A 17,978-nucleotide genomic window follows, 5' to 3' on the forward strand; every position below is an offset into this window, starting at 1 on the left:
CGCTACTGATATGGCGCTTCTTACTAGTGATATTCAAGAAAAATTGATTGCTCTTCTGACTGAAGAGGGGTTGGTGACGGCAGAAGCCATTCGAGGTGCTGAAGACGATGCTGCCAAGACGAATAAGCCTCTATTCGCCGCCTTAACGGAGCAAGGAATCGTTGATGACGAACTACTGACGCATGCAATCGCGCAGGTTTCAGGCGTACCCTATGTTAATTTGACCAATAGCCTAATTGACGAGAAGGTACTGGCATTATTACCTGAGGATATTGCAGAGCGCTTCATGGCAGTTCCGCTTGCGGAAGTGCAAAACCGTCTAGCTGTGGCAATGATTGACGCTAATAACGTCCAGGCTGTAGACTATCTTGCAAACCGCGTCCAGCGTCCCGTAAAAGTCTTCATGGCATCTGAAGCTGGTGTTAGGCACGTACTTGACCAATACCGCACCGACCTTTCGAGCGTTGATGAAGCTGCCGAAGCGTCACAGGAAGAAGCGAGGGCTGATAGCGACGGCGACATTAAAACCATTGTTCAAGATTCGCCGATTAGCCGGGCGCTATCGACAATTTTGGAATACGCGGTTAAATCACGGGCTAGTGACGTGCATGTCGAACCATTAGAAAGGGCATTAAAGATTCGTTGTCGGGTTGACGGCGTGCTTCGGGAGATCATGCAGCTGCCAAAATCAATCGAACCGGCCCTAGTGAGCCGTATAAAGATTTTATCCAACCTGAAAATCGATGAACACCGTATTCCACAGGATGGTCAATTTACGGTCAAAGTTGCCGGCAAAGAAGTCGACCTTCGCATCGCGATTAGCCCGGTCGTTTGGGGCGAACAAGTGGTCATTCGTCTACTGGATAAATCAGGCAACACCTTTGATATTGAACAAATGGGGTATGCGGGCCGCGCACTGCGTATGATCCGAAAAGGCATCCGAAAACCAAACGGCATGGTTCTAACATCCGGTCCTACTGGCTCGGGTAAATCTACTAGTTTGTACGCGCTTATTAAAGAGATCAAAGATGACAGCATCAATATTGTCACGCTTGAAGATCCGGTTGAATACAAAATGGATGGCGTTAACCAAATTCAGGTAAACGCCGATGTTGGGCTGACATTCGCAACGGGCCTACGGTCAATTCTTCGCCAGGACCCGAACGTTATCATGGTAGGGGAGATCCGTGACGCCGAAACTGCCAACTTGGCAGTACAGGCGGCGCTAACGGGTCACCTTGTATTCAGTACTCTGCACACCAACTCGGCTGCTGGAGTGTTGCCTCGTCTTCTCGACATGAATATCGAACCTTTCCTTATTGCCAGCACGGTGAATACGATCATTGGACAGCGTCTGGTGCGCCGGGTATCACCAAAACGTGATAGCTACCAATCTTCACCGATTGAAACCCAGAACATTCTAGCAACGATCGGGCATCTTCTACCGAAGACAAAAGCTGATGTTGCACGCGTTTCTGCAGATTTAGGCTATAAAGACTTGCCCCTAGCGGGCCAAAGCGCTTATACTTTAGTCAAGGGCAAAGATACCCCGCAGACGCCAAGAGGTTATCTTGGGCGTGCTGGGCTTTACGAAGTGATGGACGTCAACGAAGAAATCCAAAATCTCATCGTTGCCCGGGCAACAAGTTCCGAAATTCAGCGCAAGGCCGTCGAACAGGGAATGGTGACGATGCGCCAGGACGGCTACCTAAAGGCATTGCAGGGTCTCACAACTATTGAAGAAGTTAATCGCGTGGCAGCAGATACAGCATAAGAAGGGTGGAAACAAGATGAACAACCAAGAACTAAGGATAGAAGTACTGCTTGAGGAAGTCGTTAAAAAACGCGCCTCGGACCTTCACTTGCAAGTAGGTCTTCCGCCTATGCTGCGTGTCGATGGCGGGCTAGCGCCAATTCCCGGTTTTAATCCTATGGACGAGCCAGCGGTTGAATCGTTGGTATTTGCGATCCTTGACCAGGATCAGCAACAGATCCTGATGAAGGACAAGGAATTTGACTTTAGCTTTGCCTTTGGAACGCTTGGTCGTTTTCGCGTAAACGCTTTTCACGAACGCGGCAACCTAGCCGCTGCGCTTCGTTTAATTCCTAACGAGATTAAATCCGTGACCGAACTTGGCATGCCGCCGGTCGTTATGGGTTTTGCTGACTATCCCCGCGGACTCGTTTTGGTGACTGGTCCAACCGGTTCTGGTAAGTCAACGACACTTGCGGCGCTTGTCGACAAGATTAACACTGAACGCGCCGACCACATTATTACAATCGAGGATCCTATCGAATTTACGCACAAATCTAAAAAATCGGTTATCGTTCAGCGTGAAGTCCACTATGACACCTATAGTTTCTCGGCTGCGCTTCGTTCAAGCCTGCGCCAGGACCCGGATGTCGTACTGATTGGTGAGATGCGTGACCTTGAAACGATCTCCGCCGCCATCACGATTGCCGAAACGGGACACTTGGTTTTCGCAACGCTTCACACCAACAGTGCAGCCCAATCTATTGATCGTATGATCGACGTATTTCCGCCGCACCAGCAGCCACAAATTAGGGCGCAGCTTTCAAACATCCTGATGGCAATCTGTTCACAGCGCCTGGTGCCGGCTATTGGTGGTGGTCGTGTCGTTGCCGCCGAGGTACTTATCGCGAATCCTGCTGTTCGTAATATTATCCGCGAGGGTAAATCCCACCAGCTTGACGCGGTTATCCAAACGGGTGCAGACCAAGGAATGCAAACGATGGATCGTACGCTTGTCAGCCTTATTCAAAGTGGTACGGTAACCTATGATGAAGCACGGAACTTCGCTGTCGACTTAACTGAATTTGAACGATTGATGAGAGGCTAACCAGGTGAAGAAATTTGATTATCAAGCGAAAGATAACTCGACCAACAAAATGGTCCGGGCAACCGTTCAGGCCGACTCTGAAGGCGCAGCGGCAAAATTACTGATCGCTCAGGGGTTTACGCCGCTTGATATCAAAGAATCCAACGAAAATGGCAGTCTCTTCGGTCGTTTAACAGGTCGCATTACCACAAAAGATAGGATTGTCTTTACGAGGCAGCTTGCAACGTTGATTGGAGCTGGACTGCCTTTGTCACAGAGCTTGCACACGGTAATGGAACAAACCGATAACAAGCGCCTTCAGGCGGTTGTTGAAGAAATCGTGGCTTCGGTCGAAGGGGGTAAATCGCTCTCCGAATCATTCTCAAAGCATCCAGATGTCTTCGACAATGTCTTCTTAGCCCTTATTTCGGCAGGTGAAGCATCAGGTACGCTTGACGACTCACTTAAGAGGATCGCGGCGCAACAGGAAAAAGATGCGGCAACGATGAGCAAGATTAAAGGTGCTTTAACGTATCCGTTGATTGTCCTCGTCGTTATCTTTGGCGTTATGGGTTTCATGCTCTTTACTGTAGTTCCACAGGTAGAGAAACTCTACCGCGACCTTAAAAAGGAGTTACCATTCCTAACACAGGCAATGGTTTCAACGGCAGATTTCCTGGCGCATTTCTGGTGGTTGGTAATTATCCTGGCAGGTGTCGGTACTTACTTTTTCATTCAGTATCTCAAGACAGAGAGTGGTATCAGGTTTAAAGATACCTTCAAGCTTAACGTACCTTTATTTGGCAAGATGTTCCGTAAGCTTTACATGGCACGTCTCTCGCGCACGGGACAGACGCTTCTTGCGACAGGAGTAGCCATGCTCGATATGCTACGAATTACGAGTACGGCGGTCAATAACTCGATTATTGCTAGAAGTATTGACCGGGCGGCCGAGAAAGTAAAAGGCGGTAAGGCGCTTTCGGCTGCATTGCAGCCAGAAGATTATATTTTGTCGCTCGTTCCCCAGATGATCAAAATTGGCGAACAGTCTGGTAAGATCGACGAAATGATGGGCAAGACTGCCCAAGTATACGAGGACGAGCTCGATGAAGAGATAAAAGCAATTTCTACGGCTATCGAGCCAATCCTGATGGTTATCTTGGCTGTAGTAGCCGGTGGTATGGTGGGCGCAATCTTACTTCCGATCTATAGCCTAGTTAACGATGTAAATGTCTAGACAAGCGCATTAAGCTAGGGTACTATAAGCATAAGCGTTAATACGCAACACTAACTTGTTCATAGAAAGGTGGAAAAGATTTTATGAACGTACAACAGAAAAATAAAGAAAAAGGCTTCACAATCATCGAGGTGGTCCTTGTCCTCGCAATTGCCGGACTAATCTTCTTGATGGTATTTATTGCCTTACCTGCATTGCAGCGTAACCAGCGTGATACACAACGTAAGAACGATGTTACGCGTGCTCAAACGGCTGTTAATAACTACCAAACGAATAATCGTAACCAACTTCCAACTTTTGATACTGCGTTTATCACAAAGTATCTTAAGGTTGGAGGCGACACATTCACAGATCCTAACGGTACTGACTACAGCTTTAGGCTTGCATCAAATCCAACTGAATTCGATAGTAAGGCTGAGATCTATGTTACAACACGGGCTGTCTGTAACGGCGAGGCTCTCACTACAGGCCAAGGCGCCGGAAAAGTTGCCCTTCAGTACAAACTTGAAGGTGGTGGCGTTTACTGCGTAAGTAACTAGCAGGAATATAATAATATTTCTTCAAAACGAGACTCATATGAGTCTCGTTTTGGTATAAGGAAGTATACATTATTTTCATAGCGTTTTGTCGGTGTGATATAATTTAAGATATTCTTCAGTTGCAGCATCCTTCGAGACAACACGGAGTGAAAGTATGGAAGCACATTCGAGCAAGGTAAGACGACGCATCACTACCGCAGTTGCGGCTGCGGCATGTGTCACGACGCTGCAGTTCGGCGTACTCGCCCCCCAGGCGAGCGCCGCATCGCAGTGCACCGCCGGAATCGGTCAGGTTGGCCCCTACGCGTACTGCGGGAACGGCCCCGGTCAGTTCCGTGTCCGCATCCTGTGTCAGAACATTTTCACGCTCGGCTCGCGGTGGGTTTGGGGCTCGTGGTTCAACGCCGGCGGCGGAACCATCTCCACGGCCAACTGCGCGTGGAACGAGCGCCTGTACGGCAGCCCCGGATACGAGACCCGCTAGAGTCCCATCGGGGCTAAATCGCCGCTGCGATTGAAGTATAGCCCCGTCAGAAATGGCGGGGCAACTTCAATTTTATGGCTAGGCTTTCTCTTATGGATAAAACTAGCGTATGATAATGCTTATGGAACAATCATATATTTGTGTCGTCCTAACGGTCTTAGGACTAGTTATGGGGAGTTTTGCCGGGGCAACTGTGTGGCGATTGCGTGCACGCCAGCTTGTTCAGGATAAAGAAGACGGGGAAGAGTACGACAAAAAAGAATACAAAACGCTCATACCCTTAACGCAGGCAAAGGCAACGGACGATCGTTCACGTTGTTTGCATTGTGGACATACACTGGCTTGGTATGATCTCATCCCTTTGGTCAGCTGGCTAAGTACGAGTGGAAAGTGTCGCTATTGTAAAAAATCTATTGGCTCGTTTGAACCTTTGATCGAATTAGGTACGGCTGCGTTTTTTGTTGCTTCGTATCTACTGTGGCCAGATCAACTAGCATCTTACTCCGAAGTTGTTCATTTTGGTCTATGGCTAATAGCTGGAGTAATTTTAGCGATCTTGTTCGCTTATGATCTAAAGTGGTTTTTGTTGCCTAATAAGGCTGTTTTTCCGCTTATCGGCGTAAGTGCACTGTTTGCAATCATTACGGTAAGTGTTGCTCCAGACATTACTGGTGCTCTTATTAATCTTGGGTTCGCAGTACTCATCCTCAGCGGTCTGTATCTTGTAATCTGGCTCTTATCAAGAGGGCAGTGGATCGGTTTTGGCGATGTGAAGCTAGGCCTTGCCCTGGCGCTGCTTCTTGGTGACTATAAACTGGCGATCGTTGCTTTATTTGCCGCAAACCTTATTGGGTGTCTGATTGTCATACCGGGTATGATCGCCGGCAAATTAACGCGAACGACACGAGTACCATTCGGTCCGCTTTTGATTCTTGGTTTTGTCATTGCGGGCTTGTGGGGCCAAGACATCGTTGATGCCTACATGAATCTGTTATCTTTGTAATCTCAGCCCTTATAGTCTCATAGTTCTTATGCTATAATGGGCGCACATGGGCATCAAAACGCAACACGGTTTTACGATCATTGAAGTGATGCTATTCCTAGCGGTTACGGGTATGTTAGCTGTCGCCATTTTAGTGGGGTCAGGGGTATCGATTAACCAGCAGCGATACCGGGACAGCGTGAATACCTTTAAGGGTTTTATCCAGCAGCAGTATAACGAGACAACGAATGTGGTCAATAGCCGTAGTGGAAATGCTTCCTGCGCGAACGCGGTAGTCGCAGAACCACCTGATAGTGTTCCATCCCCGCAGCCACGGGGGACAAGTGAATGCGTGTTGATGGGACGGCTCTTAACGGTAGCCGACAACGGAGTTGACCTGAATGTTTCGAACGTGGTTGGTTATCGCACATCACTTACGACGCCACCTGCACCGACTGATCTTGCCGAAATCACGACTAACTATCGTCTTGGAACTTCACCAATCGATGATGAAAATAGCCAAGTTGAATGGGGCGCGCAGATCGTAAAGCCAAAAACGACAACGCTCCAGCCATTTTCGATGATGATTATCCGCTCGCCACTTAGTGGATCCGTAATGACCTTTGTAAAAGACGGGGTGCAGACTGATTTGAATGGCTTTGTCGCTGGTGGAATTCTTAAAACCAACAAAGACATTTGTATTAATGCCGATGCCGGATCATTCGTGGGCAGCCGGCAGGCAATCCGAATTAGCGCGTATGCCAGTAGTAGCACAGCAATCGAGATACCATCAGAAGGTGATAATATATGCGATTAGGTAAATTCTGGCAAAAGGAACGCGGAGACACGATTATCGAGGTTCTTTTCGCAGTCACTGTTTTTGCTATGGTTGCCGTTGGAACATTAACAATTATGAATCAGGGAACAGCAACTGCTCAGCGATCGCTTGAAATTACGCTAGTGCGAGCACAAATTGACGCACAGGCCGAAGCAATCCGTTATATTCATCAGGCATATGTCACGAGTTTTCAGACCGGAGGAGCTGCTCCTACTGGTATAGCCGCCGAGTGGGTGAAGATGACGAACAAAACGACAGGTAAAGGCGCTAATCAGGCTTCGGCATTCGGACAAACGACGGGGACTGTCTGCCCAACGACAACGCCAGGTGAAAGGCCGTTCATTCTAAATGCACGAGCCGCAACTATATTAGGGACGACACCAGCTATGACACCACCTGCCGGAATCTCTCTACCCCCGTTCGCCCAAGTGCAATATAACAATCCACCCAATGCCTTAACTGTTGCGCGTACGTATGGTATCTGGATCGAGGCCGTTCCGTCAACGCTAGCGAATGCGACAGGTTTTGTTGATTTCCATATTCGAGCATGCTGGGAAAGCCCGGGTAGTGCGGCACCTGTAACGCTGGGAACGATTGTGAGGCTATATGAACCACGTTAAAAAAGACGGATTTACGCTGATTGAACTAATGCTCGCCATGTCGTTCATATCTTTACTGTTACTTGCAATCGCGATGACAACGATTCAAGTCAGCCATATCTACACGAAAGGTATTACGCTTCGTGAAGTCAACCAGGCGGGAAGAGCAGTAAGCGAAGAATTACAGCGTAGTATATCGGCGAGCTCGCCATTTGAGGTCAATTCAGCTGCACCCGCGACTAAGTATATTGTTCGGTTGGGAGGCGGCAGATTGTGTCTAGGCAGGTATACGTATGCGTGGAACTTCGGAAGCGCATTAAAGGGTGATCCTGGCGCTCCGGCTCCCTTTAGCAAATATGAAGATGGAACGCCGGTTCGTTTCGCAAAAATTTCCGACCCTAACGCGTCACTCTGTACAGCCCCAATATCAGATACGGTCATAAGAGCAAATTCGACGGATATGCTGGTTAGTGGTGATCGGGATTTAGCGATGCATAAATTCACGATTACGAAGGGCGCTGAAGATCTAACGATTGGCCAAACATTGTATGCAATTTCAATGGTAATCGGCACGAACGATAGGGCAGAGTTAGTCACGGGCGATACGTCATGCAAACCACCGGCTGACGGTCAGGGAAATGAAAATTATTGTTCAGTCAACCAATTCGATATTATTGCGCGAGCAGGTAACAAAGCAGGGGGAAATTAGCATGAAGATACAAAACCGGCGACTATCCCAGTCAGGTGCAGTGTCGCTTTTTGTTGTAATTTTTAGTGCGCTATTACTGACAATTATAACGATTAGTTTTGTCCAGCTGATGGTAAAAGATCAACGTCAGGCTACGGCAAGCGATCTTTCGCAAAGTGCGTATGATTCTGCTCAGGCGGGTATCGAAGATGCGAAACGGCTTTTGATTTTAGACCAGTCTTGTCGTAACGGGACTGCTGCTCCTTCGGTTAACTGCGGACAAGTTACTGCCGCGCTAGCTTTGGTGCCTGGTACATTACAGACGGCCTGTAATACGCTTGGCCAAAGCGGGATAGTCAACCAGACGGGCGGCGAGACGATTATCCAACAGACCACAACGGATAATGCGGCAAAATTAGACCAAGCATATACATGCGTGAAAATCGCAGTTGATACGGCAGACTACCTGGGGCAACTTGAAAACGATGAATCCGTCATTATTCCTCTAAAGGGAGACCGGGCATTCAGCAAAGTTGAACTTAGTTGGTTTAGCGACCAAGATCTTTCCGGAACAGGCAACTTAGACATCGCTTTTCCAGATACGGGAGCAAACGTAACTTTGCCAAGAGTCGGTACGAAATGGAAAACAAATTCTCCAGCATTAATGCGGGCTCAACTTATACAGCTCGGCAGTACCTTCAAGTTATCCGATCTTGATGCAAGTGGCGGAGGGGGAAGAAGTGACGCCAATACACTGTTCCTGTATCCGTCAGCCGCAGGTCTTCCTCCGACGGTAGACAAAGACTTTTTGGTTGATGTCCGTCGTGATCCCACCAATGCTCCTCAGCCTATCTTTTGTAAATCAAATATTGCGGGCGGAGGCTATGCCTGCCAAGTAAGTCTAAAGATTCCTGATCCAGTAGACGGTGACGTAAACAATCGAAACGCATTCTTGCGATTGAGCGCTCTATATAACAAGGCGCATTTCCAGGTAAAATTAAAAGATAGTGCGGGCGGAGACGTAAAGCTTTCTGGGGTACAGCCAGAAGTTGATTCTACTGGACGAGCAAATGATTTGTTCCGTCGTGTTGTCGCGCGCGTTGAGCTTCGAGGTGACTTCACCTATCCAAATGCCGAGATCAATCTTGCGGGGAACTTGTGTAAGAACTTTAGCGTAACTGATACGAACATCGGGTATAGCTCCAGTGCTAGTTGCCTGCCGTAGCGTTTAGTCGGTATCGCTATGGAACTTTTCGTAAACTTCGCGTAGGTGTTCGTCGGTAACGTGCGTATATACCTGTGTCGTACTAATATTGCTATGGCCCAGCATCGACTGGACGCTGCGGATATCCGCTCCATTCATAAGTAGATCGGTGGCAAAGCTGTGACGCATCGTGTGAGGACTGACATGCTTTGTGATGCCGGCTAACCTGGCATATTTTGTGATGATTCGCTGAATGCTGCGTGCGGTGAGTCGTCGATAATCGCCACTGTTAGTAACGGTGTTATTACGGCTGTAGCTTAAAAAGAGGGGCGGAAGATTATCTATGCGTGTCGCGAGGTAATCATTAACCCGAACCGCTGCAGCTTCGCCAATGAATATAGGCCGGTCTTTTTGGCCTTTTCCGCGAACCATAAATTCGCGACGCTTGGTATTGATATGGTCCCGGTTTAAATTGACTAGTTCGGATACGCGTAACCCGCTAGAGAAGAGAAGTTCGATAATTGCACGATCGCGAAGCCCAACCTCATCTTCCAAAGGGATAATATCGAGCATCCTAGCGACTTCGTCGTAATGCAAGAACGTTACTTGTTTACGGGACACCTTTGGAAGTTCAATTTTATCAGGACTAAGGCTTTCAATATCTCGTCTTGATAAATAGCCTAAGAAGCCGCGAAGGGCAATCAGGTGGTAACTTTGGGTGATTGTCGCTAGCTCGTCCTCTTGTTCATTTTTGTAGCGATTGAGCCAAAGCCGGTATTTACGGACAATTTCTGACGTGATCTTACTAACGACAATATCGTTGCTGAACTCAACGAATCGCTCAAGGTATAGCTTATAATTCTCGGCCGTTTTGGCAGAGCGGCCGCCTTCTACCTCAAGGTGTTCAATATAATCTAAAATTAATTCAGACGTGTACATAGTATTAGCATAGCCTAGATTGGTCCGGATGGGTATAATAGTAACCAATGAATATCTTAGAAACCGTTATATTAGGACTGACGCAGGGTCTGACCGAATTTATACCAATTAGTAGCTCAGGTCATTTAGTGATTGTGCAACAAATTTTTTCAGGAGCTTCTGACCATCTGTTCCTTGAATTTATTAACATCGGAACCCTTCTCGCGTTAGTCGTGTACTTCTGGAAACGGATCGTTACAATCTGTAAAGACGTATTTTTGAACAAAAATTTTGTTCTAGCGCGCAACATCCTTATTACGTCAGTACCGGCAGGAATCGTCGGGTATTTCCTATCGGATTTCATTGGCAAATCATCGTTTTTTGGCAGCCTTGTCGTCGTGACGGTTACCTTGGCTGTTGTGGGTGTCGTAATGATCGTTCTTGAAAGATTACCGAAAGCTGACCCGGTTTCTAGCGGGGAAAAACTAAGCCCGTGGCGGGCATTCGCTATAGGCATCGCTCAAATGCTTGCGCTTATTCCAGGCGTGTCACGATCGGGCTCGACAATTATCGCGGGACGCCTTGCCGGACTTAATCCAGCATCTGCGGCCGAGTATAGCTTTTTGGCATCACTGCCAATTATGGTCGGGGTAACATTAAAAGTATTTATCAAATCCAGCGACCGTGCCTATTTTATTGAACATATGCCCATGCTGCTTGTTAGTAATACGGTTGCGTTTATCTCGGGCCTGATCGCGGTCGGATTTTTAATGAAGTATCTTTCAAAACACAGCCTTGCACTATTCGGCTGGTATCGTGTCGGGCTGGCCTCTATTTTAGCCGTGTATCTTTTGGTACAATAGAATAAATAGTTAAAGGAGAAATATGAGTTCAAATGTCCAAAAATCGTTGGTAGTCTTTAAGCCTGATACCGTTCAGCGCGGAGTTGTAGGTGAAATCCTTAGTCGTTTCGAACGAGTTGGCCTAAAGATCGTCGCAACGAAAATGATTGCCCCTAACAAAGAGCACTACTACAAACACTACGAAGAAATCGGCCAAATGGTCACTCGCCGTGGCGAGCACGCGTTTGAAGTAACGCTTAACATGATGATCCAGGGCCCGGTTATTGCTATGGTATTCGAAGGCGTTGAAGCGGTAGCGCTAATTCGTAAACTGGTTGGTCCAACCGAACCAAAATCAGCTGCTCCAGGAACAATTCGTGGCGATTTCTCGCATATGAGTTTTGGCTATGCGGATGACGCCAACAAGGGCATCCCAAACCTTATTCACGCATCAGGCGACGAAGAAGAGGCTGAAAAGGAAATTGCTCACTGGTTTACTCCAGACGAGATTTACCAGTACGAAGCTTTAAACGAGAAGTTTACTCGTTAATTCAGAGCAATCCTACAAGATAAACGACAGTGGTAAAACACTGTCGTTTTCATGCTACAATTAGAGCACAAACATACGCCCCGGTAGCTCAACTGGATAGAGTAGATCCGTCCTAAGGATATGGTTGCAGGTTCGACTCCTGCCCGGGGTACCAAGAGGTAATTATGAGCAAAAAACAAGAAGACGATCAAGTACTAGATTTCGACGGCCAACGCGACGGGGAACAGCTTCTTTTCGTATTTCGACGTCATATAATCTCAATGCGAAAAGGATTTTATCTTTTGCTGATTCCATTTGCGGTGTCGAGTATTCCGCCGCTTATCTGGCAGACGAACCTTGAGCTGTTCATTCTGCCCATTATCGGCCTTGCAATCGGGCTCATCCTCTTCTCGTATCACTTTATCATGTGGTATTTTACGATCTATATCGTGACAGATCAGCGTATTCGTCAGATCACCCAGAAGGGCTTTTTTGGTAAAGACGTTATTGAGCTTCGGCTATCAAAGATTCAAAACATAAGCTATAATATACCAGGGTTTACGGGTGAGTTATTTCACTTTGGGACGATCGTTATTCAGACCTTTGTTGGCGATCTTGTTATCCATAAAGTAGAGCACCCGGATAAAATTTATAACAAGTTACAGGATGCGGTGTCTAAAGCGCTAGCCGAACCTGAGCAGGGAGATTATGAAGAAACTACTGTCTAGAAGACGTGCTAAACAAGAGGTGTCAACGCGTATTACGAACGAGACGGTCGCGGAACATCGCGAGCGTATTCTTGCTGGCGGACGACGCTTTAAATACCCAATGCAATATGCAAGACACCGACTAGTTTTCAACACTATTATCGTTGCCGTAGTTGCCCTTGTTGTTCTTGTAATAGTAGGCTGGTGGCAGCTGTATTCAGTCCAAAATACAAGCAGTTTTATGTATCAAGTGACACGTATTTTGCCGTTACCGGTTGCGAGTGTCGACAGTGCGCAGGTTCGCTACAGCGATTATCTAATGGGCTATAACGCTTCTATCCATTATCTTCGCCAAAGCGAACAACTGGATTTAAACACTGAAAATGGCAAGCGACAGGTTATCGACAACAAGCGCATATCAATGGACAATGCTATCGCGGACGCCTACGCGGGTAAACTTGCGCGTGATCTTGACATTTCGGTCACGGATAAAGAAATCGATCAAATTATTGACGATGATCGTAATACGGCAAATGGACGTATTTCCCAGGAGACATACGATGCCTCAGCGCTTAATATTTTAGGATGGGGTCCGCAAGAATATCGGCAAGATGCCAAGAGCAAACTTATTCGCCAAGAAGTTTCATACAAAATAGATTCAATTGCCAAAACCAGAGAAGAGCAGGCGTTGAAATTATTACAGCAAGACGGTGATTTTGATAAAGCGGCAATTGCGCTAGGTGGCACGGGCAAGGCAAAAGCGATGACTGGCCTGTCGGGACTTGTTCCTCTGACCAACAGAGACGGCGGGTTAAGCAAGGCTGCGGCCAAGCTTGAAAAAGGTCAAATCTCTCCTGTTGTTAAAACAAGTACAGGAGATGGCTATTATTTCGTTAAGCTTCTTGATCGAAACGATAGGCAGATCAGCTACGCGTACTTGCGGATTCCTTTGACTGTTTTCGACGATCAATTGGCCGCACTTAAAAAAGATGGAAAAGTGAAAGAGTATATTACGATACCTGTCGTTAAGGATCAGGACTAAAATAAAGGAGGTGACCATGTTTCAATTACCAAATTTGCCTTATGAATATGACCAACTAGGGGACTATATTAGTGGTGACATTATGAGGCTACATCATTCCAAGCACCATCAAACATACGTAGATAAACTGAATGCTGCGATTGATACAGCACCAGCACTCCGCGAGCGTCCTCTTGAAAGTCTTCTTTCAGACCTCGAGACTCTTCCTCAATCCGTACAAACTGCTATCCGTAATCACGGGGGTGGTCATTATAACCACAGCTTGTTCTGGCAATGGATGTCACCGGATGGCGGTGGCGAGCCAACAGGTGAACTGGCAGATAAGATTATCGAAAAATATGGAAGTTTCCAAAAATTTGTTGATGAATTTACTACAAAATCCCTTGGGGTTTTTGGGAGTGGTTGGGCATGGCTGCAGCCAAATATGGACATAATTACAACGCCCAATCAAGATACGCCTATCATGAAGGGCCTCGAAGCACCTCTGTTAGGGCTGGACGTATGGGAACATGCCTACTATCTGGACTACAAAAACAAACGCGATGATTACGTTAAAGCCTGGTGGAACGTCGTAAACTGGGACTTCGTACAAACTCGTTACGACGCGAAATAACGTTCATGGATTCAACTTCGCTTAATCGGATGGCTGTCTCTGCGACGTTACATTGCCTGACGGGATGTGCGATAGGCGAAGTGCTAGGGATGGTAGTCGGCACAGCTGTTGGTCTAGGTAATTTTCAAACTATCTTATTGGCAATAGCATTGGCATTTTTGTTTGGCTATGCGCTTTCAACGCTTCCATTGCTACGAGGCGGTATGCCTCTTAAAAAAGCTCTAACACTTGTCCTACTGGCTGATACGTTATCCATTGCCACGATGGAGGTTGTTGATAATCTAGTTATCGTGTTTATTCCCGGAGCAATGGACGCTGGACTAAATACCGTGCTTTTTTGGTTTAGTCTGGCGCTATCACTGGTAATAGCGTTCTTTGCTGCCGTACCCGTTAATCGCTACCTACTCACGAAAAATAAAGGCCATGCACTTATTCATCAACATCATGGCCATCACTAAATAGCGGTGGATTGGTCGACTGACTTAACCTGATGATTACGAATTCCTAACCAAGATATAATTCCACCCGTTATCAAAAGAATAGCCGTAGCAACGAGACCGCGGTGAAAGCCGGTCAGATCAAGATTTGGCCCTATCACAACTCCAATGCCGGCAATCGCAACTAATCCTGCAATACGAGACACCGCATTATTAACGGCAGATCCGATTCCGGCATCTTGTTTATTGATCGATCCTAAAATTGCTGCAGTAAGCGGCGCGACGGTTGTAGAAAGACCAACACCAAAAATAAGGACGCCTGGAAATATCTGCCACCAATAATTTACGGATTGATCAACTTGTAACATCCACAAAAATCCAATCCCTGAGATGATAGGGCCAAGCGTCATAAATATCCGAGGACCGTATTTACCGGCAAGTGCACCAAAGCGTGACGACATGATAAACATAATAATTGTAACAGGTAGAAGTGCCAGACCGGATTCAATTGCCGAATAATGACCGACTTGCTGAATAAAAACAGTGATCAAAAACGTTGCAACGCCCAGGCCTCCATATACGGCAAAAGTTGCAACATTTCCCCAGCTAAAATTACGAACTGCAAAGAGCTTTAGGGGCAGCATGGGCTGAGGAGCTTGCTTTTCGTGCCATATAAAGATGATAAAGGCGAGTACGCCTAGAATGAGGGAGATGAAGATGAGCGGATGTCCCCACCCGTACCGAGTATGTTCGATGAGTGCAAAAACAGGCAGCCCAAGCGCCGCAATACCGTAAACGGCACCTTTAATGTCAACTTTTGTATTTGCACGAGTGTGTTCAGTGGACTTTAGCCGGCTGATTAGCCACACGGTAATGGCAATCGGAAGGATATTGATAGCAAAGATAAGACGCCAGGATGCCGCATCGACTAGAACCCCTCCTACGAGCGACCCGACAACGTACGCAATTCCTGTCCAGGCCGTCCATGTACCTATTGCCTTGCTTTCAGCAGGACCAGAAAAATTAGCAATAATAAACGCTAGCGAACTAGGGACTAATAACGCACCAGCTACACCCTGAAGCACGCGAGAAACAATTAAAAAAGTATCGGTAGGCGAAACGGCACACAAAAGTGATGTTATGCCAAATCCGATTAGTCCTATGACGAGTATTTTTTTATGCCCAAAAATATCCGAAAATGATCCAGCGATTAACATTAATGCACCAAGCGTAATAAGATACGCATCCACAACCCACTGCTGCGTGACTAGTCCGCCACCTAGCTCCCGGGAAATAGCCGGCAGTGCAACGTTGACAATCGATCCATCCAAAAAGGCGACAAACGAAGCCAAAATACTGACAATAAGGACTAAACGTTGCTGCTTGCTCATACTGTAAGTATAGCTTATTTGCGGGTCAAAGGACGGGTGGAGGCGGCAATACCAATGGCAACTGCAACCACAACGGCATTCTTAATAATATACTGCCCCTCGAGCGTTGGAACAAAAGGCGACTGCCATGTGTATTCAGGGACAAGCACCAAAGGCGAACACACGATTACCATATGAAAAAGGAGCAGCGGAATAACTACTCTTGTCATCTTGGGAAACAAGAATAACAGCCCGATAATGCATTCCAAAACGGCCAGAACGATAAAAAGCGTATCAAAATACTGCATGCCGACTGTTTTTGCAGTTAGTGCTTCTGCCAGGAGACTAGCTGGGCTTAGCCCAAGGATTTTAATCAGCCCAAACCAAAAGAAAACAAGAAAAATGGATATGCGAGCCATCGGAATATATGTTTTCTTAAAGAAGGCAACCACCCTCAGATCAATAGCTTCATAGTCAATTTTCCTTTGCATACTCTAATATAGTAGCAGAGCTTATGGTTATTTTGAGAGTATGCCTGTATTTTATCCACTGGACTATTACCTGCTCAAGTTGATAAAGTTGCATAGAAAATACCCCATCATACGACGGGGTATTTTCTATGGCGAATCGTAACTGAAGATGCCTAGAGCTATTTTGCGAAATCGAGTGCAATTCCGCTAGAATCATCGTGCAATTTGAAACGAGGATATTTTGTCAACGTCGGGTCATCTTTTTCGGTACCGCGAACTACTTCAAATAGGCCCATGAGTCCAGATTGTTGATAGTATGTTGCATATTCGCTCCACTTTTCCTCGGTGTCTGGGTCGGCTTTTGGCAAGAACATACCGTCTGTCAGTAAAAGTATCGTGGCGATATTATCCAAAGGCAGGGTAATGATACGGATGTGATCTTTTAGCCGGGCATCTCCATTAAGAGCTCCATAGCCAATATTAGCTTCTTCCCGTTGTTTTCGGGCATCGTCAAGCACAAGTTCGCGAATATTTTCTACACCCTCATCGGCAAGTCGGCGCCATTTTCTCATGGCGATAATATCTTGGTCTACATATCCAAGTGGAACCGTAGCGTTGCCTTTGGTATCAATAACAATGATGATGCTATCACCAACTTGCAACAAGTCTGCCGTGTTGTCGTTGATTTTTACAACTGCCGCAGTTGTGCCAAACCGGTTCACATTTTTTGACAGGTCAATACCTGCGTCAGACTGTACTTTTTCAATCTGATCGTTTGCTTCTAGCGCTGCTGTTTTTAGGCCAGAGCTACTTTTTGCAAAAGTATCAGCTGCGGTTGAAGCGGCCAGATAGCCTCCTGTTTTGCCATCAGGTGAAGTGTAGGGAACTAATGAAGAGGCTCCATCAAAAACTCCAAAAATCTGCTTTGTTTCGTCGACTAATATGCAATCCTCGTTGATATTACGGATGCCTATTTCATTGATAGAGGTAGTATTCATGCTCTTATCATATCAAAAGAAACCTCATATGGGGTTTCTTAATAATTTCACTTGGCGGATCATAACGGAAGATGTCTGGAGCTATTTCGCGTTTAATCACGGTAACTTAGATGCTATAGTGAATGACATCAGTAATCTTATCAGCGAGGTCAATTAATGGAAACTTTTATGCCTAAAGATAAAGTCTACACACTACTACTGGGCGAGATAGGGCCCGACTCTCCTGAGCGAGGCATATCCGACGACAAGGTCGTCATTGACGACCCGCAAGCCATGCAGGATCTCACAACCGCATATATATCAACCATGTATTACAGCGCACTCTCAAACCTGTACCTTCAGGGTCTTCTGCCTAAAGATATGGCCGATATAGACGGGGAGATGCCACGGTTTAAGATAGCCTATAACAGAACCTACGCTGACTTTACGGCAGCAGCCGAATGGCTTGTTAAAAATGGCGGTGCGTTTATCGTAACGAGTTCAGCAAGACAGTATTATGACGAAGTGTGTAGCATAGGTGAGAGTTCCATTATGGATATCCCTACCGCTTACTCTCAGGGAGTATAGATATACATTGCATGATTACCGACACGATTAAATACATCGCAGACTTTATCATGAGCATAATCTCTCCTGGCGCA

Annotated in this window: 21 protein-coding genes and 1 tRNA gene; 18 read left to right on the forward strand and 4 right to left on the reverse strand. The window is 46.6% G+C overall.

Annotation, left to right across the window (positions count from 1 at the left end; translation table 11 throughout):
* Nucleotides 1-10: 10 nt before the first annotated feature.
* From VK497_02965 to VK497_03010, 10 genes are all read left to right on the forward strand, one after another.
* The gene (locus tag VK497_02965) at nt 11-1,774 is read left to right on the forward strand and encodes an ATPase, T2SS/T4P/T4SS family (protein ID HMI09338.1); all 1,764 of its coding nucleotides are present in this window, start codon (nt 11-13) and stop codon (nt 1,772-1,774) included.
* 16 nt (nt 1,775-1,790) lie between these two features.
* On the forward strand, nt 1,791-2,861 hold the full coding sequence (locus tag VK497_02970; protein ID HMI09339.1) for a type IV pilus twitching motility protein PilT: 1,071 nt from the start codon (nt 1,791-1,793) through the stop codon (nt 2,859-2,861).
* 4 nt (nt 2,862-2,865) lie between these two features.
* Nucleotides 2,866-4,077, forward strand: a complete 1,212-nt coding sequence (locus VK497_02975; protein HMI09340.1) for a type II secretion system F family protein — start codon at nt 2,866-2,868, stop codon at nt 4,075-4,077.
* An 83-nt stretch (nt 4,078-4,160) separates the two neighbouring features.
* Nucleotides 4,161-4,616: a type II secretion system protein gene (locus tag VK497_02980; protein HMI09341.1), complete on the forward strand. Its 456-nt coding sequence runs from the start codon at nt 4,161-4,163 to the stop codon at nt 4,614-4,616.
* Nucleotides 4,617-4,770: 154 nt separating this feature from the next.
* Complete coding sequence (locus VK497_02985) at nt 4,771-5,100, forward strand: hypothetical protein (protein ID HMI09342.1); 330 nt, start codon at nt 4,771-4,773, stop codon at nt 5,098-5,100.
* Between the two features lie 121 nt (nt 5,101-5,221).
* Nucleotides 5,222-6,103: a prepilin peptidase gene (locus tag VK497_02990; protein ID HMI09343.1), complete on the forward strand. Its 882-nt coding sequence runs from the start codon at nt 5,222-5,224 to the stop codon at nt 6,101-6,103.
* Between the two features lie 46 nt (nt 6,104-6,149).
* Nucleotides 6,150-6,899 carry a prepilin-type N-terminal cleavage/methylation domain-containing protein gene (locus VK497_02995; GenBank protein ID HMI09344.1) on the forward strand — a complete coding sequence of 250 codons (750 nt, stop codon included), beginning with the start codon at nt 6,150-6,152 and terminating at the stop codon, nt 6,897-6,899.
* Nucleotides 6,890-7,540: a hypothetical protein gene (locus tag VK497_03000; GenBank protein ID HMI09345.1), complete on the forward strand. Its 651-nt coding sequence runs from the start codon at nt 6,890-6,892 to the stop codon at nt 7,538-7,540. The genes VK497_02995 and VK497_03000 overlap by 10 nt, the downstream gene beginning before the upstream one ends.
* Complete coding sequence (locus tag VK497_03005) at nt 7,527-8,228, forward strand: prepilin-type N-terminal cleavage/methylation domain-containing protein (protein ID HMI09346.1); 702 nt, start codon at nt 7,527-7,529, stop codon at nt 8,226-8,228. Before VK497_03000 ends, VK497_03005 begins: the two co-directional genes overlap by 14 nt.
* Before the next feature lies 1 nt (nt 8,229).
* Complete coding sequence (locus tag VK497_03010; protein HMI09347.1) at nt 8,230-9,432, forward strand: hypothetical protein; 1,203 nt, start codon at nt 8,230-8,232, stop codon at nt 9,430-9,432.
* A 3-nt stretch (nt 9,433-9,435) separates the two neighbouring features.
* Here VK497_03010 and xerA read toward each other — a convergent pair whose 3' ends face one another.
* A complete protein-coding gene (gene xerA / locus VK497_03015) occupies nt 9,436-10,350 on the reverse strand; it encodes a site-specific tyrosine recombinase/integron integrase (protein ID HMI09348.1) in 915 nt (304 codons plus the stop codon).
* A gap of 47 nt (nt 10,351-10,397) precedes the next feature.
* Between xerA and VK497_03020 the strand changes: the two genes are divergently transcribed.
* From VK497_03020 to VK497_03050, 7 genes are all read left to right on the forward strand, one after another.
* Complete coding sequence (locus VK497_03020) at nt 10,398-11,192, forward strand: undecaprenyl-diphosphate phosphatase (protein ID HMI09349.1); 795 nt, start codon at nt 10,398-10,400, stop codon at nt 11,190-11,192.
* 22 nt (nt 11,193-11,214) lie between these two features.
* Nucleotides 11,215-11,721, forward strand: a complete 507-nt coding sequence (locus VK497_03025) for a nucleoside-diphosphate kinase (protein ID HMI09350.1) — start codon at nt 11,215-11,217, stop codon at nt 11,719-11,721.
* A gap of 77 nt (nt 11,722-11,798) precedes the next feature.
* Nucleotides 11,799-11,875 (forward strand) — tRNA-Arg (locus tag VK497_03030).
* 10 nt (nt 11,876-11,885) lie between these two features.
* Nucleotides 11,886-12,428, forward strand: coding sequence for a PH domain-containing protein (locus VK497_03035; GenBank protein ID HMI09351.1), 543 nt, complete (start codon nt 11,886-11,888; stop codon nt 12,426-12,428).
* Nucleotides 12,409-13,449 (forward strand): peptidylprolyl isomerase, encoded by a 1,041-nt coding sequence (locus VK497_03040; GenBank protein HMI09352.1) that lies wholly within the window; start codon nt 12,409-12,411, stop codon nt 13,447-13,449. The genes VK497_03035 and VK497_03040 overlap by 20 nt, the downstream gene beginning before the upstream one ends.
* 16 nt (nt 13,450-13,465) lie before the next feature.
* The gene (locus VK497_03045; protein HMI09353.1) at nt 13,466-14,062 is read left to right on the forward strand and encodes a superoxide dismutase; all 597 of its coding nucleotides are present in this window, start codon (nt 13,466-13,468) and stop codon (nt 14,060-14,062) included.
* A 5-nt stretch (nt 14,063-14,067) separates the two neighbouring features.
* Nucleotides 14,068-14,520, forward strand: coding sequence for a DUF4396 domain-containing protein (locus VK497_03050; GenBank protein ID HMI09354.1), 453 nt, complete (start codon nt 14,068-14,070; stop codon nt 14,518-14,520).
* Here VK497_03050 and VK497_03055 read toward each other — a convergent pair.
* The 3 genes from VK497_03055 to VK497_03065 all read right to left on the reverse strand — a co-directional run bounded on the left by VK497_03055 (nt 14,517) and on the right by VK497_03065 (nt 17,337).
* Nucleotides 14,517-15,890, reverse strand: a complete 1,374-nt coding sequence (locus VK497_03055) for an MFS transporter (GenBank protein ID HMI09355.1) — start codon at nt 15,888-15,890, stop codon at nt 14,517-14,519. The two genes, VK497_03050 and VK497_03055, sit on opposite strands and share 4 nt — an antisense overlap.
* A 14-nt stretch (nt 15,891-15,904) precedes the next feature.
* On the reverse strand, nt 15,905-16,360 hold the full coding sequence (locus tag VK497_03060) for a hypothetical protein (protein HMI09356.1): 456 nt from the start codon (nt 16,358-16,360) through the stop codon (nt 15,905-15,907).
* A gap of 158 nt (nt 16,361-16,518) precedes the next feature.
* A complete protein-coding gene (locus tag VK497_03065; GenBank protein ID HMI09357.1) occupies nt 16,519-17,337 on the reverse strand; it encodes a protein phosphatase 2C domain-containing protein in 819 nt (272 codons plus the stop codon).
* Between the two features lie 168 nt (nt 17,338-17,505).
* Here VK497_03065 and VK497_03070 point away from each other — a divergent pair, with 168 nt between their 5' ends.
* Nucleotides 17,506-17,904, forward strand: a complete 399-nt coding sequence (locus VK497_03070) for a hypothetical protein (protein HMI09358.1) — start codon at nt 17,506-17,508, stop codon at nt 17,902-17,904.
* Nucleotides 17,905-17,978: the final 74 nt, after the last annotated feature.

Source organism: Candidatus Saccharimonadales bacterium, from assembly GCA_035317825.1.
Taxonomy (GTDB): domain Bacteria; phylum Patescibacteriota; class Saccharimonadia; order Saccharimonadales; family Saccharimonadaceae; genus DATHGB01.